Source organism: Burkholderia cenocepacia (assembly GCF_900446215.1).
Taxonomy (GTDB): Bacteria; Pseudomonadota; Gammaproteobacteria; order Burkholderiales; family Burkholderiaceae; genus Burkholderia; species Burkholderia cenocepacia.
In genome coordinates this window covers 112,444-138,811 of sequence record NZ_UAQZ01000001.1, presented here as the reverse complement: position 1 = coordinate 138,811, position 26,368 = coordinate 112,444, and the positions used below count along the sequence as shown (strand labels likewise).

The window sequence follows — 26,368 nt, the reverse complement described above, 5'->3', positions numbered from 1 at the left end:
CACTCCGGTCCATATACGGAGACACTCTCATGGCAGCCAATCTCGCAGCGCGCCGGTGGTGGACGATCATGCCGATCGTCTTCATCACGTACAGCCTCGCTTACCTCGACCGCGCGAACTACGGGTTCGCGGCGGCGGCCGGCATCAACCAGGATCTCGGGATCAGCAAGGGCCTGTCGTCGCTGATCGGCGCGCTGTTCTTCCTCGGCTACTTCTTCTTCCAGATTCCCGGCGCGATCTACGCGGAACGCCGCAGCGTGAAGAAGCTCGTGTTCGTCAGCCTCGTGCTGTGGGGCGCGTGCGCGGCCCTGACCGGCGTGGTCAGCAACATCCCGTCGCTGATGGCGATCCGCTTCGTGCTCGGCGTCGTCGAGGCGGCCGTGATGCCGGCGATGCTGATCTACATCAGCAACTGGTTCACGAAGAACGAGCGCTCGCGGGCGAACACGTTCCTGATCCTCGGCAACCCGGTCACCGTGCTGTGGATGTCGATCGTGTCGGGTTATCTCGTGCACGAGTTCGGCTGGCGTCACATGTTCATCGCCGAAGGCGTGCCGGCCGTCATCTGGGCCGTGTGCTGGTGGTGCCTCGTGCAGGACAAGCCGGCCGATTCGCCGTGGCTCAGCGCGCAGGAAAAGCGCGACCTCGACGCCGCGCTCGCGGCCGAGCAGGCGGCGATCAAGCCGGTGCGCAACTATGGCGAGGCGTTCCGTTCGCCGGCCGTGATCAAGCTGTGCGCGCAATATTTCTGCTGGAGCATCGGCGTGTACGGCTTCGTGCTGTGGCTGCCGTCGATCGTGAAGAACGGTTCCGACCTCGGGATGGTCGCGACCGGCTGGCTGTCCGCGCTGCCGTACCTCGCGGCGACGATCGCGATGCTCGCCGCGTCGTGGGCGTCCGACAAGGTCGGCTCGCGCCGCGGTTTCGTGTGGCCGTTCCTGCTGGTCGGCGCGGCCGCGTTCGCCGCGTCGTATGCGCTCGGTTCGTCGCATTTCTGGATTTCGTACGCGCTGCTGGTCGTCGCGGGCGCCGCGATGTATGCGCCGTACGGCCCGTTCTTCGCGATCGTGCCGGAACTGCTGCCGAAGAACGTCGCCGGCGGCGCGATGGCGCTGATCAACAGCATGGGCGCGCTCGGCTCGTTCGTCGGTTCGTACTTCGTCGGCTACCTGAACGGTGCGACCGGGTCGCCCGTCGCGTCGTATGCATTCATGAGCGCCGCGCTCGTCGCCGCGGTGATCCTCACGCTGTCCGTCAAACCCCAGGCGCGCGATGCGCATCCGCTCGCCGCGCCGCTGCAAGGAAAATGAAACGATGAAGCCCCGTATCGTCGCGTACAAGCCGCTGCCCGATGACGTTCTCGCGTACCTGCGCGAGCATGCGGACGTCGCGCAGGCCGACGGCGCCGACGCGCTCGCCGCCGCGCTCGGCGACGCGGACGGCGCGATCGGCGCGAGCCTGAAGGTCACGCCGCAGATGCTCGATCGGGCGCCGCGGCTGAAGGCGTGGTCGACGATCTCGGTCGGCTACGACAACTTCGACGTCGCCGATTTCACGCGGCGCGGCATCGTGCTCGCGCATACGCCCGACGTGCTGACCGAGTCGACGGCCGATACGGTGTTTTCGCTGATCCTGGCCTCCGCGCGGCGCGTGGTCGAACTGGCCGAATGGGTGAAGGCCGGCAACTGGCATCGCAGCATCGGTCCGGACCTGTACGGCACCGACGTGCAGGGCAAGACGCTCGGCATCGTCGGGCTCGGGCGGATCGGCGGCGCGGTCGCGCGCCGCGCGGCGCTCGGTTTCCGGATGCAGGTGCTGTACGCGAACCGGTCCGCGCATGCCGAGGCCGAAACGCAGTACGGCGCACGGCGCGTGACGCTCGACGCGCTGCTCGCGCAGTCGGATTTCGTGTGCCTGCAGGTGCCGCTGTCGCCCGATACGCGCCACCTGATCGGCGCACCCGAATTCGCGAAGATGAAGCGCAGCGCGATCCTGATCAACGCATCGCGCGGGCCCGTCGTCGACGAAGCCGCGCTGGTCGACGCGCTGCGCGCGGGGACGATCCGCGCCGCGGGGCTCGACGTGTTCGAGAAGGAGCCGCTGCCGGCCGATTCGCCGTTGCTGCAGATGAAGAACGTCGTCGCGCTGCCGCATATCGGCTCGGCGACGCACGAGACGCGCCATGCGATGGCGCGCTGCGCCGCGGAAAACCTGGTCGGCGCGCTGGCCGGCACGCTGTGCACGAATCTCGTCAATCCGGATGCGCTGGCGCACGCCTGAACCGCGTCCGGCAACGGGCCGGCAGGGGGCCGGCGCCGTTAGAGTCGATGATCTTGGTGCCGGAGGGCTGGCTGCGTTATGATCGCCCGCTCTCGTCGCATCGACGACCGGCCACGCGGCCGGCGGCGTCGCGCGGCGGGCATCCGCGCCAGGTCCGGTGCGGCCGACTGCTGTAGCACGCGATGGGCGGGCGCTGATCGACCGCGCAGCACCGGGCCAGCGCAGGCGCCGACGCGCCGGGACAGGGAAGGCCGCCGGTTGGCTTACGTTTCCAACAACAAAGGTCCGTCTGCTCACGAAGCGGCGCGGATCGTACGTCGCGAGGCACGACAGTGACCGATTCGCAACCTTCCACGACGCGTCCGGCGACGATCAGCGACGTCGCGCGCGAGGCCGGCACGGGCAAGACCAGCGTTTCGCGCTACCTGAACGGCGAGACGCATGTGCTGTCCGTCGATCTGCGCCAGCGGATCGAGGCGGCCATCGCGCGGCTCAACTACCGGCCGAACCAGATGGCGCGCGGGCTCAAGCGCGGCCGCAACCGGCTGCTCGGCATGCTCGCGGCCGACCTGACCAATCCTTACACCGTCGAAGTGCTGCAGGGCGTCGAGGCCGCGTGCCATGCGCTCGGCTACATGCCGCTCATCTGTCACGCGGCGAACGAAGTCGAGATGGAGCGCCGCTTCCTGCAGTTGCTCACGACTTACCGCGTCGAAGGGCTGATCGTCAACGCGCTCGGCGCCGAGGAAGACGTGCTGCGGCCGCTGCGCGGCGCGGGCATTCCGGCCGTGCTCGTCGACCGCACAGTCGAGGGCTTCGAGGCCGACCTGATCGGTCTCGACAACACCGACGCGATCGAGACGGCGCTCGCGCACCTGGTCGAGCGCGGTTTCGACGCGATCCACTTCGTCGTGCAACCGTTCGAGCAGGTCAGCTCGCGGCGCGTGCGCGAGGCCGCGTTCCGCGCGGCGCTGGCCGCGCGCGGGCTGGCGGTGCCGCCGACGGTCGTGCTCGACCTGAACGAACCCGACGCGGCCGCGGCGGCCCTCGCCGACGTCGATGCCCGCGTCGACGACGCGGCCCGGCGCGGCGTGCGCGCGGCGCTGTTCGCCGCGAATGCGCCGGTCGCGCTGGCGATCGCGCGCCACCTGCGCGCGCGCTTCGGCGCCGCGTGGCAACAGAAGGCGGCGCTGCTGTCGATCGACGACCCGGAATGGGCCGAGCTGATCGGCATCACGACGATCCGTCAGCCGACCTACGAAATCGGCTACAAGGCCGTCGAATTCGTGCACGAGCGGATCGACGGCGCGGCGGGCGACGTGCGCGTCGCGATGCTGCCCGGCGAGCTGATTGCACGCGCGTCGACCGCAAGCTGAGTATCATTCGGGGCACGCGGCGCTTCAGGCGCGCTGCTTCGAACCAAGGAACTCCATGACTGTCGCTCCCGTCACGCTGGCGGCGCTGATCGCCGCCACGCTGATCATCGCGCTGCTGCCGCTCGCCCTCTACCGCATCCTGCGCAAGCCGCTTGCGCTCAACCGCCGCGACACGATCGTCGGTGTCGCCGTCTTCACGCTGTTCGCGATGATTCTCGAGCGCGCGTTCCACGGGCTCGTGCTGAGCCGCACGCCCGAGGACGGCTGGCTGACGCAGCCGCTCGCGTTCGTCGCGTACAGCGCGCTCGCGACCGCCGTATTCGAGGAAGTCGGCCGCTATCTCGGGATGCGCGTCCTGAACCGTCGCTATGGCGCATCGGCCGGCGATGGCCGCGGGATCGGCTACGGAATCGGCCATGGCGGCGCCGAAGCGTGGTTCGTCGGCGTGCTCGTGTGGGGCCAGTGGTCGTATCTCGCGTGGCTCGCGAGCCGCGGCCAGCTCGAGACGCAGTTGTCGGACCTGCCGGTCGACACCGTGGTGCGGCTGCACATGATGCTCGCGACGCTGTCGGCCCAGTCGATCCTGCTGTTGCTGCTCGAACGCTGCGCGGCGTTCGCGGTGCAACTGGCGTTGTCGGTGCTGGTGTGGCGCGGCGTGCGTGCCGGCCGACTGGCCGTGTTGCCGCTTGCGATCGTGCTGCATGCGCTCGCGGCGACGCCGACGCTGCTGTACCAGGTGCGCGTGCTGCCGGCCGCGTGGGTCGAGGCCGCGTATTTCGCGCTGGCCGCGATCCTGGTGATCGTGCTGGTGAAGACGTGCCGGCCGTCGCGCGCGGCGGCATGACGGGGAAGACGCAATGGACGACTATCTGATCGAATGCCAGAGCGCGGAATTCGACGCGCTCGCGCGCGTGATCTGCGATCTCTTTCCGGAGCAGACGCGCTTTGTCGAAAACAGCGACGCGCGCGGGCGATTCCTGTCCGTGCAGTGGCTGGCGATGCGGTTCGGCGCAACGCCGAAGCGGATGACGCTCGACATCCGGATCGTGCCGGCCGCGCTCGCGCGCTACCTGGCGCTCAAGCCGATGCAGCGCGCGCGCAGCCATGCGGTGCTGCATGCGTATACGGAAGCGATGCTGGGTTCGCTCGAGGAGCGGCACGCGGCCGGCGAGGCCGTCGAGCGCGACGCGGAACTCGAACTCGACGAAGACTTTGCGTGAGCGACCGCGCCGGCCTCGTGCCGGCGCAGTGTATTACGCGTCGCGGTAGACCTGCGCGAAGCGCTGCGCCTGCACGACGCCGTAGTCGCCGGGCGCGTATTGCATGACCCAGTCGCCGGCGACGCCGCGCAGCGTGTCGCCGTTTTCCGAGCGGGCGATCGTAAACGGTTCGTCCATCCGCCGCGCGAGCACGACGGCCGGCCGGTTGCGATAGGCGCCCGGCGTGCCGTGCGCGAGCGCCGGATCGGCGGGCAGGTATTTGGCGTCGAAGCGCGCGCGCGATACGACCCAGCGGTCGCCGGTCGAGCCGGTGATCAACGCGTCGCCCGCGACATAGCGGTTCGGGCCTTCGAGGCTCATCAGTTCGCCGTCGGCGTCCGCGAACGACACGGCGACGGTTTCGTCCTTGACGACGCGACGGGCCTGCGGATCGGTACGCAGATCGAGTTGCTTGAGTTCGAGCATGGCGGGGAAGGGCGGGAAAGCGGGAAAGCCGGGAGCTTATCCCGAATTCGGCGCGCCGTGTGGCGCACCGGTCGCCGATCGCGACGCGGCGCCGTTCGGCCCGGGCGGGCCGGCACGGCGCCGGTGGGGAGGGCGTCAGGGCTGCGCGGGTGCGCTCGCGGCCGGCGCGGCGGCGGCCTTGCCTTCCTTGCCCTTCGTCTTGCCCTTGCCGCGGTGCTCGCCGCCGTGGTGCAGCCAGCTGCGGAACGTCGTGTCGGCCAGCGCCTTCTGCTCGGCCGGGAAGCTCTCGTAGAGCGGCGCGAACGCGTCGGCGAGCTTCTTCGCGCCGTCGGCGTTCGCCTGCGACAGTTCCGCGTACTGTTTCATGTCGTCGAGCGCGGACACGTCGTGCTTGGCCATCCGTTCGCTGTAGAGGCGGCCCATCGTTGCGCCGTTGTCGCGCATCGTGTCGGCGAACGTCTTCCATTGCGGCTCCTGCGCCGACGTGATCTTCAATTGATCGTGCAGGTACTTGATGCGCTGCTCGATGCGCGCTTCGTGGCGTGCCGCGCGCTGCTCGGCACTCGGGGCCGACGCCGCGGCGGGCGTGGCGGCCGTCGTGGCCGGCGCCTGGGCGCTCGCTTGCGGCTGCGCCGGGGTTTGCGCGAATGCGCTGGCTGCAACGACGAGCGTAGCGAGGGTGAGCGAGATTTTCTTCATGGTGGGCTCTCCGAGGTGGTGTCTGGCGAGCGGGCGCGGCGGCCATTGCCGCCAGCGCGCCGCTCGCGTCGCCCGCTATTAGTAGCACGTTGCATGCAGCGCGGCAGGGAATGCGACACTTGCTTACATCCGATACGAATCGAAATTGAAAGGTTCGCCGCCGGGCGATGCCGGTTGGGTGCGCCGGCGTTCGGCGCTATCATCGCGTCACTTTCCACTCCGCCGGCGCATCGCGTGCCGGCCCAGCGTCATGCGTCCACCCCGCCTCGACCAACTCGACGATCTCGACCGGCAACTCGTCGCGCTGCTGCAAGCCGATGCGCGCGCCAGCGTCGCCGATCTCGCACGCCAGCTCGACGTGGCGCGCACGACGGTCGTCGCACGCATCGCGCGGCTCGAACGCACCAACGTGATCGCCGGATACAGCGTGCGACTCGGGCAGGACGTGCTCGACGCGAGCATCTATGCGTACGTCGGCATCATCCTCACGCCGAAGTTCGGCAAGGACGTCTTGCGCAAGCTCGACCGGATGCCGGAAGTCCAGTTGCTGTGCGCGGTGAGCGGCGAGTACGACTACGTTGCGTGGCTGCGCGCCGACTCGCCGGAGCGGCTCAACGACCTGCTTGACCAGATCGGCACGCTCGAAGGCGTCGAGCGCACGACGACGTCGATCATCCTGTCGCGCAAGATCGATCGCGGGACGATCGGCGGCTGACCTGTTGCGCGCGTCGCCGCGCATGACGGCGCAAGTCCCTGCATCGCGCGGGGCGCGTTGCGTCACGGATGCGCGGCTTGACGTCGGGTACCCGTCCGCTCGCATGCGTATTGGCCTTTGCTGTACTTCATGATCGGCACGGGCGACCGTGGTCGACCCTTCGCGCATCGCGCGCGTCTCTCCCGAATCTCCGTTCGTATTCCGCTTCGACCGACGTGCCGCATCGGACGCACGGGCCGTTCGTGCGCCCGATGTCACGCGTTGTGTCCGCGTCTTCATCCTTGCAATATGCAACCGCCAACGGCCGGTTTGCGATCGCGTCGCTACACGATTTTTAGATGATTTGGTCGTTTCGACCAAATATGTCGTCATAGCGTCGAAACTATCGGTCGTTTCGCATCATTCTTCGTCTTGGAACTGATTTTGAGCGTCCCTAAACTGTGTTCATGGCTCGACGCCGTACACCAACATCAAACCCATCATCAGGAGATAAGCGCATGAAAATCGCCATTGTCGGCGCAGGTCTGATCGGCCACACCATTGCTCACATGCTGCGCGAAACGGGCGACTACGAAGTCGTCGCGTTCGACCGCGATGCGGATGCGCTCGCGAAGCTGTCGCGCGAAGGCATCGCGACGCAACGGGTCGATTCGGCCGACGCGAATGCGATTCGCGAAGCAGTGAAGGGCTTCGATGCGCTCGTCAACGCGCTGCCTTACTACCTCGCGGTCAACGTGGCCGCCGCCGCGAAGGCTGCCGGCGTTCACTACTTCGACCTGACCGAAGACGTGCGTGCGACCCACGCGATCCGCGAACTGGCCGACGGCTCCGACCGCGCGTTCATGCCGCAGTGCGGCCTCGCGCCGGGCTTCATCGGCATCGCCGCGCACGAGCTCGTGAACGGCTTCAGCGAAGTGCGCGACGTGAAGATGCGCGTCGGCGCGCTGCCCGAGTATCCGACCAACGCGCTGAAGTACAACCTGACGTGGAGCGTCGACGGCCTGATCAACGAGTACTGCCAGCCGTGCGAAGCGATCCGCGACGGCCGCAAGCAGTGGGTGCAGCCGCTCGAAGGCCTCGAGCACTTCTCGCTCGACGGCACCGAATACGAAGCGTTCAACACGTCGGGCGGCCTCGGCACGCTGTGCGAAACGCTGTCGGGCAAGGTCGAGACGCTCGACTACAAGTCGGTGCGCTACCCGGGTCACCGCGAGCTCGTTCAGTTCCTGCTGGAAGACCTGCGCCTGTCGACCGATCGCGACACGCTGAAGTCGATCATGCGCCGCGCGGTGCCGTCGACCAAGCAGGACGTCGTGCTCGTGTTCGTCACGGTGACGGGCGTGAAGGACGGCCAGCTGGTGCAGGACGTGTTCACCCGCAAGATCTTCGCGAAGGACGTGTGCGGGATGCACATGAGCGCGATCCAGATCACGACGGCCGGCGCGATGTGCGCGGTGCTGGATCTGTTCCGCGAAAAGAAGCTGCCGCAGAGCGGTTTCATCCCGCAAGAGAAGGTGTCGCTGAAGGCGTTCCTGTCGAACCGCTTCGGCAAGCTGTACGACGGCGGCACGATGGAGCGCGTGCACGCGGTTGCCTGACCGCGGTTGCCAGACCATTCCGCCAGCCTCTGGCACGAGGGCCGTACGACGCCGGGAGCGCAGCAACGCTTCCGGCGTTGTTTTTTGCGGGAAGGGAAAGGGTGCCGGGCGGCGCGATCAGGCCGGCAGCGGCGGGACGATCGTCGCCGGTTGCGGCGGCGGCACGATGCGGTACAGCAGTGCGTCGACGTCCGCGTCCGACGGCGCGGTGTTGTCGAACATCACGATGCCGTCGCATTCGTGGCCGGTCGGCACGAAGCGGCGCTGCCGGTATTCGTCCCAGTGCGCGAGCTTGTACGCATCGTTCGGATTGGCGCGCGCGACGATCCGCTGGTGCGCGACGTCTTCCGACGTATGGACCCAGACGACCGTCAGCGTGACGTCCGGTGCGATGCCGAGCCACGCGCGATCCAGGATGCGCCGGTCGCGCACTTCACGCGACAGCGGGCCGACGACGATCGCGCCGATGCCGAGCGAGAGATTTTCGCGCGCCGTGTCGAGCAGCCCCTGGTATTCGGGATCGCGAAGATGTTTCAAATAGAGCGGGCTGTCGCGATCGTTCGGATCGTCCGTGAGCGCGCCCATCGCGGCCGCGCTGTAGCGGCCGTACAGCGTGTCCTTGTCGAGCAGGCAGAACGCCTCGCCGGTCGCGCGCATCAGCGGCCCGATGAGCCGCTTCGCGAGCGTGGTCTTGCCGGTGCCGGCGTGACCGCAGAAAAACACCAGATGCGTCACGAATACCGGCTCCCCGACCGCTGGCCCGACGTATCGCTGCGCTTGTCGCCGCGCGAGAATACTTCCGCTTCCAGCCACATCGCGTTGATGATGCCGAAGCCGAGCGCCACGCCGATGCCGAGTATCCACGAGAAATACCACATAGGTCTGTCTCCTTGACGATTGGGCCGCACGGCCGTTGTGCATCGCGCAACGCAGGCCCGGCGGGCCTGTGGAAGCGCGTCGACGCGCATGCTGCGGCGCACGCAGCCCGATCATGACCAATATCGGCGTGCCGCGCAAGCCGGGCCGTTCGTGCAGCAAACCGGTAAACTGATGCGCAAACCGCAACGTCACGAATACCATGCTGATCAACTGTGCTGCTTACCAGGACGGCCGCAAGCTGGCCGATATCGACATCGACGCCATCAGCGATTACGTGTCGAAGCCCGAATGCTTCGTGTGGGTCGCGCTGAAGGACCCGACGCCCGAGGAAATCGACCTGATGGGCGAGGAGTTCGGCTTGCACGAACTGGCGCTCGAGGATGCCCGCAAGGGCCATCAGCGGCCGAAGATCGAGGAATACGGCGATTCGCTGTTCGCGGTGCTTCACACGGTCGAACTCGACGAGGACGACGAATTCAAGGTCGGCGAATTGAACGTATTCGTCGGCCCGAATTACGTGCTGTCGATCCGCAACCATACCGAGCACGATTTCCGCGACGTGCGCAAGCGTTGCGAGCGCGAGCCGCACTTGTTGCGGGAGGGTTCGGCGTTCGTGTTCTACGCGTTGATGGACCAGGTCGTCGACCGGTATTTCCCGATCCTCGAAACGCTCGGAGCGGAACTCGAGGAACTCGAGGACCGCATCTTCGCGAAGGCGACGCCGGCGTCGTCGCGCGCGATCATCGAGGATCTCTATTCGCTGAAGCGCCGGCTCGTGCTGCTGTACCAGCACACGGCGCCGCTGATGGAGCCGCTCGCGAAGCTCACCGGCGGGCGCGTGCCGCAGGTCTGCAGCGGGATGGCGGCTTACTTCCGCGACGTGTACGACCATCTGCAGCGGATCGTGAAGACGATCGAAGGGCGTCGCGAGATGGTCGTCACGGCGATCCAGGTCAACCTCGGGATGATTTCGCTCGCGGAGAACGAGGTGACCAAGCGGCTTGGCTCGTTCGCCGCGCTGTTCGCGATACCGACGATGATCGCCGGCATCTACGGGATGAACTTCGCGAACATGCCCGAGCTGCACCTGAAATACGGGTTCTACGGCTGCATCGCGGTGATGGCCATCGCCGACCTCGCGCTGTGGTGGCGTTTCAAGCGGGCGGGGTGGCTGTAGTCCGGCTTCAGGCCGGACGCGGCGCGTGCTTGCCGATCACGACGCGCCACGGCCGCACGCGCCACGATTTCACGAGGCCGTTCTGCACGTACGGATCGGCGCGCGCGAACGATTCGGCCGCTTCCGGCGAATCGCCTTCGAACACGAGCACGGCCTGGTCGGCCGGGTCCGCCAGCGCACCGGCGAGCACCAGTTCGCCGCGCTCGGTCGCCGCTTGCGCGAGCGCGAGATGCTGGGCGCGGAACGGTTCGCGCCGCGACAGGTAATCGTCGACGAGTTCGTAGATCAACTGGTAATGCATGATCGCTCCAGGAGTCGGTTTCTGCCGCGGGAGGGTGAGCGGCGGGATCAGTATAGGGCAGCGGGAAAGCCGTGGGCGGCGTGGGTTTGCCGGTTGTGACGACGGGCATTCGCGGGTTCGTTTTTTGAACGACGCATTCCGGGCGGTATCCCGATGTCCTTCTTAAAACGCAACTAACGGTCAAGTTTCTCAACCTGGGCAAATTGGCGGGCACGACCGCATTTTTCCTTCGCACTGCCTGAAATCTGCCTGCAGAAATGAGGGTCGGCCAAGCGTATTCCGGGGCCGGATTCCGCATGCCGGCGAGGGCGGACGAAGGCCTTGAAAGCGAGCCGGGCCATGTGGGCGGGCGCTGCACGAGGGCATTTCCATTGGCCCGGAATGCGACCTATGCTGAACGAACCGGGAGCGAACGCCGTTCGCCCTTTTCGTCCGATTCGCCCAGACGAGGTGCGCCATGCCGGTCTCAGCCACCCTGCAGGATTGCCTGCGCCAGAAGTCATCGCGGTACGAAGTCGTGTACCACCCCTATAGTCATACGAGCATGGAGACGGCCGCCGCCGCGCATATTCCCGGCGATCGCCTCGCGAAAACCGTGCTTCTCGAGGACGCCGAAGGCTACGTCGCGGCTGTATTGCCGACGACGCACGCCGTGCGCCTGTCGGATCTCTGGGTGAAGACGGGGCGCCATCTCGTGCTCGCCCGGGAGGTCGAGTTGCGCGAATTGTTCAAGGATTGCGACATGGGCGCGCTGCCGCCGGTCTGCATGGCGTACGGGATGAAGACGTTTCTCGAGGAACACCTCGCGCAGCAGCCGGAAGTCTATTTCGAGGCCGGCGACCATCAAGCGCTGATTCACATGATGCAGGACGAATTCCTGATGCTGATGGAGACGGCCGAGCGCGCGCATTTCTCGCACCGGATGCAGGGGATGATGTTGTCCTGAGCGATGCGGGTCGTGTGTCGATGAAGCATGCGCGGGCATTTTCCCACCGGGCTCGGTGAGGTGGCGATGCCCGTGCGTGAAGAGGGGCGGGCTCCCGTGCCCCCAGCTTTATCCGTCGCCGGATGATACGTTCGTTGTGCAGATCATCGTGAGAATTGAATAGTTAGCGAATGTTTCCATATATTGATTTGCAATCCTATTAAAAGTAACGAAGATCGACCGTACGGATGCCGCCTGAACAGGACCCGCCTGCATGAAAACGGTCAATCGGCTTCAATTCATGCATCGGACAATGAAGCGCATCCGGCATTGCTCATTCCGGAGTGCACCGATTCGGTGTGCTGGCACTAAATTGGTGATTATTTTGGATAAGCACTGAATTAGTGCGATAACCATACAAAAAAATTACTGAATTAATGGGAAATGATTGGCGAAGTTTACTAACTCGTTATTCGAGTGAGGCCTCCAAACTTTGTATTCAAGTATCAAATAAAGTTTGACGCCCGGATTTTTTCCTTGCTATCTTCTGCACCCAAGACGAACGGCCTGGCTGACATCAGCGTGTAACGAAGATCCAATCGTCATACGAGAAATGTGCCTGTGTCGACGCGACTGGCAATTGCCTGACCACGCTGGTGCGGATGGACGCCGGATAGGGCGGCTATCCCGTTGCGGTTGAAACGATTCCTTGAAATTGAATAAATCGGTATCCGAAGTCGATGTTTTCAATTCGGATTGCCAATTGAATTAAAAATGAAATTTCGGGGTGAGACGGAGACGGAACCGACCCGGTTCCGGAGCCGGCCATCATCGCGAAACTGGGCGATTCGCTTGGGGGAAGGATAGTGGGCATGAAAGTCGAAGAGCATCTGGTTGCTTCGAACAGCGGACTGGCCACGCTGGGCCGTCCGCGGGAATTCGGCAAGAAGCAGCAGAATCCGGTGCGCCGTTTCGGCGGCATCGCAGTCGTCCTCCTGTTGCATGCAGTGCTGATCTACGCATTGCTCAATGGCCTCGCGACCAAAGTCGTGCAGGTGATCCAGCATCCGATCGAAACCCGCATCATCGAGCCGGTGAAGCCGCCGCCGCCCCCGCCGATGCCGGTCGTCAAGCTTCCGCCGCCGAAGTTCGCGCCGCCGCCGCCGCCGTTCGTGCCGCCGCCCGAAGTGCCGGTGCAGGCACCGCCGCAGCAGGCGACCATCACGCACCAGTCGGCACCGGTGCCGTCCGCGCCGGCCGTACAGGCGCCGGTCGTCGCCCCGCCCGCGCCGGCCAAGCCGGTCAGTCACGAAGTGGGTGTCGTCTGCCCGAATTCGGACTCGATGCGCGCGTCGATGCAGTACCCGAAGGAAGCGCAGGAAAACAACATCACGGGTGACGTGACGATCGAGTTCGTCGTGGATGCGGAAGGAAACATCACGAACGAACGCGTGGCCCAGTCGGCCGACCCCGTGCTCGATCGTGCGGCCTACAACACCGTGAAGCGGTTCAAATGCGTGGCGCAAGGCCAGGCGGTACGGGTGCAGGTGCCGTTCTCGTTCAACCTGAATTGATGCAGTGGGCGGTCCGGCGGGAGCCGGACCGGTGAAAACCGGCTTGAACCTAAATAGTAAGTTCAACGAAAGAATTGGAGTGGGGTATGACGAAGCGTTCTCTGGCCGCGCTGGCGGCAAGCCTGTTGATGTCCGTCGCCGCAATCGACGGGCTCGTTGCACCGCAACTCACTTACGCGCAAGCAAGCGGAACCGCGGCGACATCCGACGCGTCGACGCCGGCCGCGGCGCCGACGCAGGCGCCCGCTGCCGCCGAGCCGGCCCCACCGCCGGCGCCGGCCACGACCGAAGCGGTCGAGAATCCGTATGGGCTCGGCGCGCTCTGGAAGAACGGCGACTTCGTCGCGCGCTTCGTGCTGATCCTGCTCGTGATCATGTCGATGGGCAGCTGGTACATCATGATCACGAAGTTCGTCGAACAGTTGCGCGCGAACCGCCGTGCGAAACTCGCCGACGCGCAGCTCTGGAGCGCGCCGTCGCTGGCCGAGGGCGCGAAGCTGCTCGACGAGGCGTCGCCGTTCCGCTTCATCGCAGAAACGGCGATCGAGGCGGGCGAGCATCACGACGAGGCGCTGCTCGAAGCCGTGGACCGCAACACGTGGATCGACGTGTCCGTCGAGCGCTCGATCACGAACGTGTCGAACCGCATGCAGGACGGGCTCGCGTTCCTCGCGACGGTCGGCTCGACCGCGCCGTTCGTCGGGCTGTTCGGCACGGTCTGGGGGATCTATCACGCGCTGACGGCGATCGGGATCGCGGGCCAGGCGTCGATCGACAAGGTCGCGGGCCCGGTGGGCGAGGCGCTCATCATGACGGCGATCGGCCTGGCGGTCGCGGTGCCGGCCGTACTCGGCTACAACTTCCTGGTCCGGCGCAACAAGTCGGTGATGGAGCGGGTCCGCAACTTCGGCGCCCAGCTGCATACCGTGCTGCTGGCCGGCAGCAAGCGTCCCGCTCGCGTGCCGTCGCCCGCCGCGTCGCTCGTGAACTGACCGGCTGACGGAGGCGCGCGATGGGCATGAACGTCGGACAGGACGAAAGCGACGAGGTGATCGCGAACATCAACACGACGCCGCTCGTCGACGTGATGCTGGTGTTGCTGATCATCTTCCTGATCACGATTCCGGTCGTCACGCACACGATCCAGCTGCAGTTGCCGAAGGAGGTCGTGCAGCCGCTGCAGACCACGCCAAAGAGCGTCGAGATCGCGGTGAACCGCGACGGCGATTTCTTCTGGGGTGAGCAATTGGTGGACGCATCGACGTTGCTCGCGAAGCTGAAAGGTGTGTCGCAGCAGAAGCCACAGCCGAGCGTGCACGTGCGGGGCGACCAGAACACGCGCTACGAGTTCATCGGCCGGGTCATCACGATGTGCGAGCGGGCGGGTATCGCGAAGGTGTCGTTCATCACGGAACCGCCGGTGCGTGGTGGTTAGCGGCGCATGGGAGCGGCACACGCGCCGGTTCTGATTGATGGTGGAGCAGGGATCTGAGTAAGCACTAAAGCGCTAACTCAGATCGACAGGAGCAGATGATGGGAATGAACGTGCCTTCGGGCGGGAGCAGCAGCGAGCCGGACGTGATGGTCGACATCAACACCACGCCGCTGATCGACGTGATGCTGGTGCTGCTGATCATGCTGATCATCACGATCCCGATCCAGATGCATTCGGTGAAGATGGACCTGCCGGTGGGGAACCCGCCGCCACCCACCGCACCGCCGGAAGTCGTGCAGATCGATATCGACTTCGACGGCACGACGACGTGGGACGGCGCTCCGGTGCCGGATCGCGCGGCACTCGAGGCGAAGCTGACGGAAGTCGCGCACGAGCCCGTGCAGGCGGAGATCCATCTGCGGCCGAACAAGCTGGCGCCGTACAAGGACGTGGCCGCCGTCCTGGCGTCCGCGCAGCGCGTGGGCGCGACGAAGATCGGCCTGGTCGGCAACGAGCAGTTCATGCAATGACGGGCAGACCAACCGATGAACCAGCGACGATGGAAACGGATGGTGGCGCTGACGGCGCTCGGTGCGGCCTGCGCGCTCGGCCGACCGGCGTGGGCGGCCGACGCGTTGCGGCCCGATGTGGCGAAGCCGCTGGCGGCGGCGCAGGACCTGTATCGCGCCCACAAGTATCGCGACGCGCTCGGCAAGATCGCGCAGGCGGCCGCCGTGCCCAATCGCACGCCGTATGAAACCTACATGGTGGAGGCGACGCGCGGCGCGGCGGCGATGGCGGCCGGCGATACCGGCGTGGCCGCGCAGGCCTACGAAACCGTCCTGAACTCGGGGCGCCTGTCGGGCGAGGACGAGCAGCGGACGACGGCGGCGCTCGCGGGAATCTACTTCCAGCAGAAGAACTATCCGCAGGCGATCCGCGTCGCGCAGCGCTACCTGAAGGCGGGCGGCACGGACCCGGAAATGCGCACGCTGCTTACGCAGTCGTATTACCTGTCGAACGATTGCGGCCAGGTCGTGAGCCAGTTGAAGGCAAGCGCGGACGCACAGGTGAAGGCCGGCCGCGCACCGGACGAAGGGCGGTTGCAGATGCTGGCGACCTGCGCGCAAAAGAGCAAGGATGCCCGCGCCTATCGCAGCGCGCTCGCCATGCTGGTGGCTTATCACCCGAGCCCCGCGTACTGGGAGGAAATGGTCTCGGCGATTCGCGGCAGTCCCGGTTACCTGTCGTCGCTCGACCTCGACATCTACCGGTTGCGCAGGGCGACGGGCGCGCTGACGACGGCCGACGCCTATATGGAGATGACGCAGCTCGCGCTGGTGGCGGGCACGCCGGCCGAAGGCAGGCAGGTAATCGACCAGGGGTTCGCGTCCGGCGTGCTGGGCAAGGATGCGCAGGCGGACCGAGAGAAACGACTGCGGGCGCTGGCCGACAAGCGCGCGCAGTCGGGCGCGGACGCTGCCGATCCGGTGGCGCCGATCGACGCCGGCATGAATCTGGTGTTCGCGGGCCACGCGGCGCAGGGACTGTCGATGATGGAGCAGGTGATCGCGAAGGGCGGGCTCGAGCATCCCGATGTGGCGCAGCTGCGGCTCGGCGAGGCGTACTACGTGGCGGGCCAGAAGGCGCATGCGGTCCAGGTGCTGCGGACGGTGAAAGGCGCCGACGGATCGGGGGATCTGGCGAAGCTCTGGATGGTCGTCGCGTCGCGGTAGCGCAACGCAAGAGCGCGACGGCGTGTGACGCGCACGCGATCGACAAGCAGCGTGACGCGGCGGAAATACAAGTGCTTGACGGTCAGGCATGAAGAGAAAGAGGGGCAATTTTGTTAATTAGTAAACCGAATGAAATATGCAAAGGTCGTCCGGCCATGGGGCGGCGGCACCGAGCCGCACCGCGCGCCGGCTGCACGCAGCGGCAGTGCGCGGCCGGGTATCACGTCGTGCCGGTCGCGTCATCGCATCGGCCAAGGATCGCCGACATCAAACCGGTTTCGACTGCGAGGCTCCGCACTTCCATGACTGTGCCCCCTGATGAGTCGGTTCTGGTCGCCGTATCGCTAGGCAACAAGATCCGGGCGCTGCGCCAGCGCCTGAAGCTCACGCTTGACGAGACGGCCGGGATCGCGGGCATTTCGAAGCCGTTCCTGTCTCAGGTAGAGCGTGGGCGCGCGACGCCGTCGATCACGTCACTGGTCCGGATCGCGCAAGCGCTGGGCGTGACGATGCAGTACTTCATCGACACGCCGACGGAAGCGCGTTCGGTGTGCCGCAGGAACGCGATGCAGTACTTCCAGTTCGCGAACTCGGCCAGCCTGTTCGCCAGGCTGACGAACCTGGTGGATGGTCGCAAGCTCGACGCGATTCTCGTCAGGATGCCGACGGGGCAGTCGCCGTCCGAGATAACGACACACGCGGGCGAGGAGTTCGTTTATGTGATGCGCGGGCAAGTCGCACTGACGCTCGAGGATTGCACGTTCACGCTGAACGAGGGCGATACCGCGCACTACGAATCGACGACGCCGCATGCATGGCACAACACGGCCGATGAAGAGGCGGTGATCGTCTGGGTCGGCACGCCGAGGCTGTTCTAGCGGAGGCGGCAGATACCGCACGCCGCGATGCCAGAGAATTACCCGGCCGATGGACGGCAGCACATAGTACGTCGCGCGAACAGTTTCGTTGCCGCAGGGCTGGACTCGTCATCCATCGAATCGGAAGCAGCAGAAAGTGCGTTCATTACATGTAGTAAGTATGACGAATTAAATATGGAAAGACGGTGATGCCGAGTGGCACGGGTGACCCGAGGCCGATCCGTTCGAGTCATGGCAGTCGGAAGAGTGGCTATCGCGGGTTCCGTTACACGGGAACCCAGGACACGCAAGGAATTCACAAGGTACCGGCGCGCAGCAGACGGGGTCTTACTACGAGCGAGAGGGAAGAAGATGAAGCAGAGAGTTTTGGCGTTGGCCATCAAGAGGATGGTCTGGGCGGAACTGGCGCTGACGGCCGCGCTGGTGCCGCCGGCGTTCGCCCAGAGCCAGCCGGCGCCGGGCGCCACATCGATTGCGGATGCGGTCGCGAACGGCGCCCCGATGACCGTTGCACAGGCGGACGGTGCGGCGCGCGCTGTCGCTGCCACGGGTGCCTCGGCATCCGGTGCGGCAGCCGAGGCGACGCCTGCCGCGCCCGGCGCCAACGGACAGGGCAAGGTCACGCAGATCAAGCGGTTCGAAGTGACGGGTTCGCTGATCCGGCAGGCCGACAAGGTGGGCTTCAACCAGGTTCAGACCGTCACGAGCAAGGACATCGAGAACAGCGGTCAGACCAGCGTCGCTGACTACCTGCGCAGCACCTCGGCGAACTCGGCAAGTAGCTGGAGCGAAGGTTCGACGAACAGCTTCGCACCGGGCGGCGCAGGTATCGCGCTGCGCGGTCTTAGCGAGAAATACACGCTGGTGCTGATCGACGGCATGCGGGTGTCGCCGTATGCGTTCGCAGTGAATGGCAGCGATCAGTTCTTCGACCTGAACACGCTGCCGCTCAACATCATCGACCGTATCGAAATTGTCAAGACAGGCGCGGTGTCTCAGTATGGTTCCGACGCAATCGCGGGCGTGGTGAACATCATCACGAAGAAAAATTTTCAGGGTCTCGAATTGGGGGGCAGCTACGGTGGTGCGACGAACGGCGAAGGCGGCCAGGGCACGACGAAGTTCAGCATCCTGGGCGGCTTCGGCGACCTGAACGCCGACCGTTTCAACGTGACCGCCGCGCTTAGCTACTACAAGTCGAACGGCATCTCGATCGCCGATCGCGACACGACGCAGAACCAGAACTTCTCCAATTTCCCGGGCGGCCTGTCGAACCAGAGCGTATCGTACTGGCGCAATCCGGCCACCGGCGCGAAGGTGCCGCTGAGCCCGTGTCCGAACGGAGGCCAGGCCGTGCCGGGCACCTCGGTTGCGCAGGTCAACGGTCCCGGCACGGTCTGCGCAAACAACACCGCGTACGCATCGTCGCTGTCGCCGTGGACTGAACGCCTGAGCGCGAAGGTGCATGCCGACTTCAAGATCACCGACGCGATGCAGGCGTTCGCCGATCTCTGGGAAAGCAACAATACGACGGTCACGAACAACTTCGTCGGCCGCCTCGGCAACAGCACGCAGACCTATGATCCGGCGACGGGCGGTCTCACCCCGATTTCGAACCTGGTGCCGGGCAGCAACCCGTATAACCCGTTTGGCGTGCCGGCCAAGCTGGTCTACGCATTCCCGGCCACGCAGGCCGTGCATACGAGCTCCAACTTCTGGCGTGCCGCGACGGGTGTGAAAGGCTCGTTCAGCACGCCACGCGTGGGTGATTGGGATTGGACAGCGTCCTACACGCATTCGCAGAACACGGTTTCGAACAATTATTCGAACCTGATCAACGCGGCCGCACTGGAAAATATTGTCCAGAACGGCGTGTTCAACTTCGCCGATCCATCGTCGACCCCGAACGGGTTGAACGGGTTGTACGGAAGCACGTCGACACAGGCCATCACGAAGCTCGACGCTGTCGACGCGACGCTGTCTACGCCGAACCTGTTTACGTTGCCCACGGGCAACGTCGGCCTGGGTCTCGGTACGCAATTCACGCACCAGAGCCAGTACATCGGTACGGGCGCGGACTACGCGAACGGCACGCTCATCCAGCCGTCGCTGCAATCGGTCAACGGCGAGCGCAACGTCGCGGCGGTCTACTACCAGATCGACATTCCTATCCTGAAGAACTTGACGTTCAGCCAGTCGGGGCGCTACGACCACTACAGTGACTTCGGCGGAGCGTTCTCGCCGCGCTTCGCGTTGCGCTTCCAGCCGATCCGCGAGCTGACGATGTACGGTTCGTACAACCGTGGCTTCCGCGCACCGACGCTGATCGAAAATACCTCGTCGAGGACCTACGGCGCGCAGGGCGCGGTCGATTCGAACGATCCTAACAACCCGAACGCATACAACCTCGTTGAGGAAGTGCAGACCGGTAACAGCAAGCTGCAGCCGGAGCGGACCAAGAACTACAACATCGGCTTCCAGCTGTCGCCCACCCGCAATACCGATTTCGGCTTCGACTGGTACAAGATCCACATCGACAACGTGATTGGCACGGAAGACATCCAGACGGTGATCGACCAGAATGATCCGTCGAAGGTGATCCGTAACCCGAACGGCACGATCGCATATGTGCTGCTGCCATATATGAACCTCTCGTCGCTCGATACGGATGGCTTCGAGACCACCTTCCGCCAATCGGTGTCGACCAAGATCGGCACTTTCACGCTGTCGGGTGACTGGGCCTACGTGTAGCACTTCAAGATGCCGGTGGGCGGAGAGTCGACCGACTTCGCGGGCAACAACGGGTCGCTGAACGAGCCGTTCGGCGGCAGTTTCCCGCGCTGGAAGGGCAACACGAGTCTGAACTGGAACTACCACAACCAATGGAACGCGACGTTGACGTGGATGTTCACGGGGCCGTACAGCCAGGCCATCCTGTCGCCGGGCCAATATCCGAACATGCAGGACAGCGTGGCTTCGTACAGTCAGTTCAACCTGATGGTCAGCTACACCGGCTTCAAGCACTGGACGATCTACGCGGGCATCGACAACATCTTCAATCGTGCGCCGCCGTTCGACCCGGTTTATATGAACGCGAGCTACCAAACGGGCTACGACACGTCGCTGTACACGTATGTCGGTCGATTCGCGCAGGTGGGCGCGACCTACAAGTTCTGATGGCGATTGCGATGCGCTGACAGGTTTTAGACCGGCCGCTCCACGTCCACCTCCCCATTTTTTGGAGCGGCCCTTTTTCGCCTGGCGCCACGGCGGCCCTCAACCGGGACATGCGGCGATGCAGTTTGCAGGATCGTTTCCAGCACGAACAACCAGTGGGATGCAGGTGGCACCCGGCATCCTGCACAGGAATCTACCGCGGGCAGGCATCGCGCCCGCACGCTTTCGGACAGACCGACCATGAAACTGTTGAAATGGCGATGGGCAGGCGTGCCGCGCGCGGCGCTGTTCGCGTGCGCCGTGCTGCTCGTGTCGGGTAGCGCCATGCCACGTGCGGCGCTCGCGGTGTCGGCGATCGCGCAATACGACCAGCCCAAGTACCTGGCCAATTTTACGCATTTCGATTATGCCGATCCCGACGCGCCGAATGACGGCACGCTCAACTTCGAAAACTACGACGAAGCACAGAGCTACGACTCGCTGAACCCGTTTCTGACCCGCGGCTCGCCCGCGCCGGACATCAAGAACCTGATGTTCGACACGCTGATGCAGCGCAGCTGGGATGAACTCGCGTCCGAATACGCGCTGATCGCCGACGACGTCGAGGTGGCGCCCGACGGGCTCTCGGCCACGTTCCACATCAATCCGGCCGCGCGCTTTTCGAACGGCGACGCAATCACCGCGGCTGACGTCAAGTATTCGTTCGATACGCTGACGAGCCCGCAGGTATCGCCGCTCTACAACGCGCAGTTCTCGATCATCAAGCGCGCAGTGGTCGTCGACAGCCACACGATCCGCTTCGAATTCAAGCACGCGGAGCGCGACGCCGCGCTGATCGCAGGCGACCTGCCGGTGTTCTCGCCGAAGTGGGGGCAGCGCGCGGACGGTACGCGGCCGGCGTTCGACCAGATCGCGAACGAGCCGCCGATCGCGAGCGGCGCGTACCTGATCGAGCAGCGCAGGAACGACAAGCAGATCACGTACGTGCGCAACCCGCACTACTGGGCCGCGAATCTGCCGTCGCGGCGCGGGATGTTCCGTTTCGCGCGCGTGTCGTTCAAGCTGTACCTCGACCAGTACACGGCGCTCGAGGCGTTCAAGGCCGGCGATGTCGACGCGCGGATGGAGTACAGCTCGACGCAGTGGGCGCGCAAGTACGTCGGCAAGAATTTCAGCAACGGCATGCTGAAGAAGGGGGAATTCCCGGACGGCCCCGCGCAGATGCAGGGCTTCCTGATGAACCTGCGCAAACCGATGTTCCAGGACGTGCGCGTGCGGCATGCGCTCGCGCTGGCGTTCGACTTCGACTGGATGAGCCGGATGATGTTCTACGGGCAGTACCGCCGCACCAACAGCTTCTGGGACGCGAGCCCGTTCGCCGCGTCCGGCATGCCGAGCGCGAAGGAGCTCGCGCTGCTCGAACCGTACCGCTCGACGCTGCCGCCGGAGGTGTTCGGGCCGATGGTCAAGCAGCCGTCGACGCTGCCGCCGGGCTCGCTGCGCGCGAACCTCAGGCAAGCGCGCGACTTGCTCGCGCAGGCCGGCTGGCACTATCGCGACGGCGCGCTGCGCGACGCGAACGGCACGCCGATGACGATCGAGATCATCGACGACCAGCCCGGCATGGATCGCCTGATCCTGCCGTACACGCAAGCGCTCGCGACGCTCGGCATCCATGCGTACCTGCACGAGATCGACAGTGCGCTCTACCAGAAGCGGCTCGACAATTTCGAGTACGACATGACGACGTATATCTACCCGCCGGTGACGATCCCCGGCGCGGAGCTGACACGCCGTTTCGGCAGCGAGGCCGCGTCGCAGCCCGGCTCGGAGAACTATCCGGGCGTGAAGTCGAAGGCCGTCGATGCGCTGATCCGCGCGGCGCTCGCGGCGAATACGCTCGACGATCTCGAGACGGCCACGCACGCCCTTGATCGCGTGCTGATCAACCTGTACGTACTGGTCCCGCAGTACTACATGCCGAACGCGCGGATCGCGTACAAGACGACGCTCGGCCATCCGGCGGTCGTGCCGGCTTCCTATCAGTACGAGGACTGGATCGTCGACTACTGGTACGGGAAGCGGCCGGCGGTCCAACCCGCTCCGGCGGCCTGACGGAGAACAACCATGCTGGCATACATACTCAGGCGCCTGCTGTTGATGGTCCCGACGCTGATCGGCGTCGTGACGATCACGTTCGCCGTCACGCAGTTCGTGCCGGGCGGCCCGGTCGAGCAGGTGCTCGCGCAATTGCGCCACGGCAGCACACGCGGCGGGGAGGCGAGCGGAGGTGGGGGCGGCTACCACGGCAGCCAGGGTGTCGACCCGCAGCAGATCGAGCAGATCCGCAAGCAGTTCGGCTTCGACAAGCCGCCGCTCGAACGCTACGTGCTGATGCTGAAAAGCTATGCGACGTTCGACCTCGGCCAGTCCTACTTCGCGCACCGCAGCGTGTGGGCGGTAATCCGCTCGAAGCTGCCGGTGTCGATCACGCTCGGGCTTTGGACGGTGATCCTCACGTATCTCGTGTCGGTGCCGCTCGGCATCGCGAAGGCGGTGCGCAACGGTTCGCGGTTCGACACCGTGACGAGCGTGCTGGTGCTGACCGGCTACGCCGTGCCGGGCTTCGTGCTCGGCGTGCTGCTGCTGATGCTGTTCGGCGGCGGCACGTTCTGGCAGGTATTCCCAATGCGCGGGCTCACGTCGGACAACTTCGACGACCTGACGCTGATCGGCCAGACGCTCGACTATCTGTGGCACATGGTGATGCCGGTCACCGCGTCGGTGATCGGCAATTTCGCGATCGTCACGATCCTGACGAAGAACACGTTCCTCGACGAAATCGGCCGGCAATACGTGCTGACCGCGCGCGCGAAAGGGGCGCTGGAGCGCGACGTGCTGTGGAAGCACGTGCTGCGCAATGCGGCGATCCCGCTGCTCACCGGGTTGCCGGCCGCGTTCGTCGGGGCATTCCTGAACGGCAACCTGCTGATCGAGACGCTGTTCTCGCTCGACGGGATGGGGCAACTGTCGTACGACTCGGTGATCCGCCGCGACTATCCGGTCGTGCTCGGCTCGCTGTTCCTGTTCACCCTGATCGGTCTGCTGACCAAGCTTATCGCGGATATCTGCTATGTCCTCGTCGACCCCCGTATCCAGTTCAGCCGCCTGGACCACTGATCCAGCGTGCGCGCCGTCGCCGTCGCCGTGGCGGCGCACGTGGCAGCGCTTTCGTGCGCAGCCGCTCGGCTATGCAAGCCTCGCGATCTTCGCGACGCTGTTCGTGCTCAGCCTGTGTGCCGACGGTCTGTCCAACGATCGGCCGCTGCTCGTGCGCTACGACGGGCACTATTACTTTCCGATTGTGAAGGACTATCCGGAGACCGAGTTCGGCGGCGACTTTCCGGCGAAGACCAACTATCTCGACCCGTACATTCGCGCGAAGATCGAGGCAAGCGGCAATTTCGCGATCTATCCGCCGAATCGCTACCGCTACGACACGATCGACTATTTCGCATCGCGGCCGTATCCCGCGCCGCCGTCGGCGAGCAACTGGCTCGGCACCGACCAGTTCGGGCGGGACGTGTTCGCGCGACTGCTGTACGGGTTCCGGCTGTCGGTGCTGATGGCGTTCGCGCTGACCGTGTCAGGGGTGCTGGTCGGCGTGCTGACCGGCGCGCTGCAGGGCTTCTACGGCGGCCGCACCGACCTGATCGGGCAGCGCCTGATCGAGATCTGGAGTGCGTTGCCGGACCTGTACCTGTTGATCATCTTCGCATCGATCTTCACGCCTTCGCTGTGGTTGCTGTTCATCTTGCTGTCGATGTTCGGCTGGCTCGTGCTGTCTGATTACGTGCGCGCGGAGTTCCTGCGCAACCGCGCGCTCGACTACGTGAAGGCCGCACGCACGATGGGGCTGTCGAACTGGCAGATCATGTGGCGGCACGTGCTGCCGAACAGCCTGACGCCGGTGATCACGTTCCTGCCGTTCCGGATGAGCGCGGCGATCTTGTCGCTGACGAGCCTCGACTTCCTTGGCCTCGGCGTGCAGCCGCCAACGCCGAGCCTCGGCGAACTGCTGCAGGAAGGCAAGAACTACCTCGACGCGTGGTGGATCTCGATCTCCGCGTTCGCGGCGCTCGTCATCACGCTGCTGCTGCTGACCTTCATGGGCGACGCGCTGCGCAACGCACTCGACACGCGCTCGCGCGGCTCGGCATTCGGCGGGGAGCGATGATGGCGAATGCGTTGCTTCAGATCGACGGGTTTTCGGCGCGCTTCGGTACGAAGGCGGCCGTGCAGGACCTGAGCCTGTCGGTCGGCCGCGGCGAGCGGGTGGCGCTCGTCGGCGAATCGGGGTCGGGCAAGAGCGTGACGGCGCTGTCGATCCTGCGCCTCGCGCAGCAGGCGACGCTGTCGGGACGGATGCTGTTCGACGGTGAGGACCTGCTCGCGAAGACCGAACGGCAGATGCGCGGGATTCGCGGCGCCGACATCGCGATGGTGTTCCAGGAACCGATGACGGCGCTGAATCCGCTGTATACGATCGGCAAGCAGATCGCCGAGAGCCTGCGGCTGCACGAGGGGCTGCGGCCGGGCGATGCGCGGGAGCGGGGGATCGCGCTGCTGCGGCGCACCGGGATTCCGGAGCCGGAACGGCGCATCGACAGCTTTCCGCATCAGTTGTCGGGTGGGCAGCGGCAGCGCGCGATGATCGCGATGGCGCTGGCATGCCGGCCGAGGCTATTGCTGGCCGACGAGCCGACGACGGCGCTCGACGTGACGGTGCGCCAGCAGATCGTCGATCTGCTGATCGAACTGCAGGAGCAGGAGGCCGCCGCGCGCGGGATGGCCGTGCTGCTGATCACGCACGACCTGAATCTCGTGCGGCGTTTTGCGCAGCGCGTGGCCGTGATGGAGCAGGGCGTGCTCGTGGAGACGAACACGACCGACGCGCTGTTCTCCGCGCCGCGGCACGCCTATACGCGCCGGCTGCTCGACAGCGCCCCGCAGCGGGACGTCGAGCCGGTCGCGGCCGGCGCGCAGACGATTCTCGACGTGCAGGACCTCGCCGTCGATTACCGCGTCGCGGCGAAGGGCTGGCGCGCGGTGCTCGGCAAGACGACGTTCCGCGCCGTGCACGATGTGAAGTTGAACCTGAGGCGCGGCGAAACGCTGGGAATCGTCGGCGAATCGGGCTCGGGGAAATCGACGCTCGCGGCGACGGTGCTCGGCCTGCAGCGGCCGGCCGCGGGCTCGATCGAAATCGACGGCATGCCGCTGGACGCGCTGCGGACGACGGGCGGCAGGCGCGCGCTGTACGGCAGGATGCAGGTCGTGTTCCAGGATCCGTTCGGCTCGCTGTCGCCGCGCATGACGGTCGAGCAGATCGTCGGCGAGGGGCTCGCCGTGCACCGGCCGCAGGTAGCCGGCGCCGCGCGGCGCGCGCGGGTCGCCGCGCTGCTGCAGGAGGTCGGCCTGCCGGCCGAAGCGATGCTTCGCTATCCGCACGAATTTTCCGGCGGCCAGCGCCAGCGCATCGCGATCGCGCGCGCGCTGGCGGTGGAGCCGGAGCTGCTGGTACTGGACGAGCCGACGAGCGCGCTCGACGTGTCGATCCAGAAGCAGGTGCTGAATCTGCTGACGAATCTGCAAAAGAAGTACAAGCTGAGCTACCTGTTCATCACGCACGATCTCGCGGTGATGCGTGCAATGGCCCACCGGGTCGTGGTGATGAAGGCGGGGCGGGTGGTCGAGGAGGGCGATACGCTCGACGTGCTGCATGCGCCGTCCCATCCGTATACACGCGCGCTGCTCGCGTCGTCGATGCTGGCTCCGGTGCGCGGCACACAAGAGAGAGCCGATGATTGACGTGAACCGGGCGAAGTACGCCCAGGCCGCCCACACGCCGTGCGGCGGCGTCGACGGTGATG

General features: G+C 65.4%; 24 protein-coding genes and 1 pseudogene. 20 read left to right on the top strand and 5 right to left on the bottom strand.

Annotated elements, in window-relative coordinates:
* Positions 1–29: 29 nt before the first annotated feature.
* The 5 genes from DTA15_RS00590 (at position 30) to DTA15_RS00570 (ending at position 4,876) form a co-directional block, all read left to right on the top strand.
* Positions 30–1,310, top strand: a complete 1,281-nt coding sequence (locus tag DTA15_RS00590; protein WP_006493476.1) for an MFS transporter — start codon at positions 30–32, stop codon at positions 1,308–1,310.
* A gap of 4 nt (positions 1,311–1,314) precedes the next feature.
* Positions 1,315–2,280, top strand: coding sequence for a bifunctional glyoxylate/hydroxypyruvate reductase B (locus tag DTA15_RS00585; RefSeq protein ID WP_006491176.1), 966 nt, complete (start codon positions 1,315–1,317; stop codon positions 2,278–2,280).
* Positions 2,281–2,612: 332 nt separating this feature from the next.
* A complete protein-coding gene (locus tag DTA15_RS00580) occupies positions 2,613–3,656 on the top strand; it encodes a LacI family DNA-binding transcriptional regulator (RefSeq protein WP_006491185.1) in 1,044 nt (347 codons plus the stop codon).
* Positions 3,657–3,711: 55 nt separating this feature from the next.
* Entirely contained in the window at positions 3,712–4,500 is a 789-nt protein-coding gene (locus DTA15_RS00575; protein WP_006491183.1) for a YhfC family intramembrane metalloprotease, read from the top strand.
* A 13-nt stretch (positions 4,501–4,513) separates the two neighbouring features.
* Positions 4,514–4,876 carry a DUF3022 domain-containing protein gene (locus DTA15_RS00570; protein ID WP_006491177.1) on the top strand — a complete coding sequence of 121 codons (363 nt, stop codon included), beginning with the start codon at positions 4,514–4,516 and terminating at the stop codon, positions 4,874–4,876.
* Between the two features lie 33 nt (positions 4,877–4,909).
* On the opposite strand, the gene DTA15_RS00565 is transcribed toward DTA15_RS00570, so the two are convergent.
* Complete coding sequence (locus DTA15_RS00565; RefSeq protein WP_006491182.1) at positions 4,910–5,341, bottom strand: PGDYG domain-containing protein; 432 nt, start codon at positions 5,339–5,341, stop codon at positions 4,910–4,912.
* A 135-nt stretch (positions 5,342–5,476) separates the two neighbouring features.
* Complete coding sequence (locus DTA15_RS00560; RefSeq protein ID WP_006493179.1) at positions 5,477–6,040, bottom strand: Spy/CpxP family protein refolding chaperone; 564 nt, start codon at positions 6,038–6,040, stop codon at positions 5,477–5,479.
* A gap of 250 nt (positions 6,041–6,290) precedes the next feature.
* Here DTA15_RS00560 and DTA15_RS00555 point away from each other — a divergent pair, with 250 nt between their 5' ends.
* Both DTA15_RS00555 and DTA15_RS00550 read left to right on the top strand, forming a co-directional pair.
* Positions 6,291–6,755, top strand: coding sequence for an Lrp/AsnC family transcriptional regulator (locus tag DTA15_RS00555; RefSeq protein WP_006481526.1), 465 nt, complete (start codon positions 6,291–6,293; stop codon positions 6,753–6,755).
* Positions 6,756–7,252: 497 nt separating this feature from the next.
* On the top strand, positions 7,253–8,353 hold the full coding sequence (locus DTA15_RS00550; protein ID WP_006481527.1) for a saccharopine dehydrogenase family protein: 1,101 nt from the start codon (positions 7,253–7,255) through the stop codon (positions 8,351–8,353).
* A gap of 117 nt (positions 8,354–8,470) precedes the next feature.
* Here DTA15_RS00550 and DTA15_RS00545 read toward each other — a convergent pair whose 3' ends face one another.
* Both DTA15_RS00545 and cydX read right to left on the bottom strand, forming a co-directional pair.
* A complete protein-coding gene (locus DTA15_RS00545) occupies positions 8,471–9,088 on the bottom strand; it encodes a P-loop nucleotide/nucleoside kinase family protein (RefSeq protein ID WP_006481525.1) in 618 nt (205 codons plus the stop codon).
* Entirely contained in the window at positions 9,085–9,321 is a 237-nt protein-coding gene (gene cydX, locus DTA15_RS39515; protein ID WP_500976567.1) for a cytochrome bd-I oxidase subunit CydX, read from the bottom strand. Before cydX ends, DTA15_RS00545 begins: the two co-directional genes overlap by 4 nt.
* A 110-nt stretch (positions 9,322–9,431) precedes the next feature.
* Here cydX and corA point away from each other — a divergent pair, with 110 nt between their 5' ends.
* A complete protein-coding gene (gene corA / locus DTA15_RS00535) occupies positions 9,432–10,409 on the top strand; it encodes a magnesium/cobalt transporter CorA (RefSeq protein WP_006475972.1) in 978 nt (325 codons plus the stop codon).
* A gap of 7 nt (positions 10,410–10,416) precedes the next feature.
* Here corA and DTA15_RS00530 read toward each other — a convergent pair whose 3' ends face one another.
* Positions 10,417–10,710 (bottom strand): YciI-like protein, encoded by a 294-nt coding sequence (locus DTA15_RS00530; RefSeq protein ID WP_006481522.1) that lies wholly within the window; start codon positions 10,708–10,710, stop codon positions 10,417–10,419.
* A gap of 457 nt (positions 10,711–11,167) precedes the next feature.
* Between DTA15_RS00530 and DTA15_RS00525 the strand changes: the two genes are divergently transcribed.
* The 12 genes and pseudogenes from DTA15_RS00525 (at position 11,168) to DTA15_RS00470 (ending at position 26,306) form a co-directional block, all read left to right on the top strand.
* Positions 11,168–11,656 carry an aminoacyl-tRNA deacylase gene (locus tag DTA15_RS00525; protein ID WP_006475975.1) on the top strand — a complete coding sequence of 163 codons (489 nt, stop codon included), beginning with the start codon at positions 11,168–11,170 and terminating at the stop codon, positions 11,654–11,656.
* 851 nt (positions 11,657–12,507) lie between these two features.
* A complete protein-coding gene (locus DTA15_RS00520) occupies positions 12,508–13,209 on the top strand; it encodes an energy transducer TonB (RefSeq protein ID WP_006481523.1) in 702 nt (233 codons plus the stop codon).
* A gap of 86 nt (positions 13,210–13,295) precedes the next feature.
* Entirely contained in the window at positions 13,296–14,201 is a 906-nt protein-coding gene (locus DTA15_RS00515; RefSeq protein WP_006497223.1) for a MotA/TolQ/ExbB proton channel family protein, read from the top strand.
* A 20-nt stretch (positions 14,202–14,221) separates the two neighbouring features.
* Entirely contained in the window at positions 14,222–14,644 is a 423-nt protein-coding gene (locus tag DTA15_RS00510) for an ExbD/TolR family protein (protein WP_006491085.1), read from the top strand.
* Positions 14,645–14,742: 98 nt separating this feature from the next.
* Positions 14,743–15,174, top strand: coding sequence for an ExbD/TolR family protein (locus DTA15_RS00505; protein WP_006491083.1), 432 nt, complete (start codon positions 14,743–14,745; stop codon positions 15,172–15,174).
* Positions 15,175–15,189: 15 nt separating this feature from the next.
* Entirely contained in the window at positions 15,190–16,380 is a 1,191-nt protein-coding gene (locus DTA15_RS00500) for a tetratricopeptide repeat protein (protein ID WP_012492636.1), read from the top strand.
* Positions 16,381–16,682: 302 nt separating this feature from the next.
* Entirely contained in the window at positions 16,683–17,258 is a 576-nt protein-coding gene (locus DTA15_RS00495; RefSeq protein WP_006491080.1) for a helix-turn-helix domain-containing protein, read from the top strand.
* A 351-nt stretch (positions 17,259–17,609) separates the two neighbouring features.
* Positions 17,610–20,435 (top strand): annotated as a pseudogene (locus DTA15_RS00490) (TonB-dependent receptor).
* 240 nt (positions 20,436–20,675) lie between these two features.
* Complete coding sequence (locus DTA15_RS00485; protein ID WP_012492635.1) at positions 20,676–22,550, top strand: extracellular solute-binding protein; 1,875 nt, start codon at positions 20,676–20,678, stop codon at positions 22,548–22,550.
* Between the two features lie 12 nt (positions 22,551–22,562).
* Positions 22,563–23,615, top strand: coding sequence for a microcin C ABC transporter permease YejB (locus DTA15_RS00480; RefSeq protein WP_012492634.1), 1,053 nt, complete (start codon positions 22,563–22,565; stop codon positions 23,613–23,615).
* Positions 23,569–24,672, top strand: coding sequence for an ABC transporter permease (locus DTA15_RS00475; RefSeq protein WP_006491079.1), 1,104 nt, complete (start codon positions 23,569–23,571; stop codon positions 24,670–24,672). The genes DTA15_RS00480 and DTA15_RS00475 overlap by 47 nt, the downstream gene beginning before the upstream one ends.
* The gene (locus DTA15_RS00470) at positions 24,672–26,306 is read left to right on the top strand and encodes an ABC transporter ATP-binding protein (RefSeq protein WP_006491093.1); all 1,635 of its coding nucleotides are present in this window, start codon (positions 24,672–24,674) and stop codon (positions 26,304–26,306) included. Before DTA15_RS00475 ends, DTA15_RS00470 begins: the two co-directional genes overlap by 1 nt.
* The last annotated feature ends 62 nt before the right edge of the window (positions 26,307–26,368 follow it).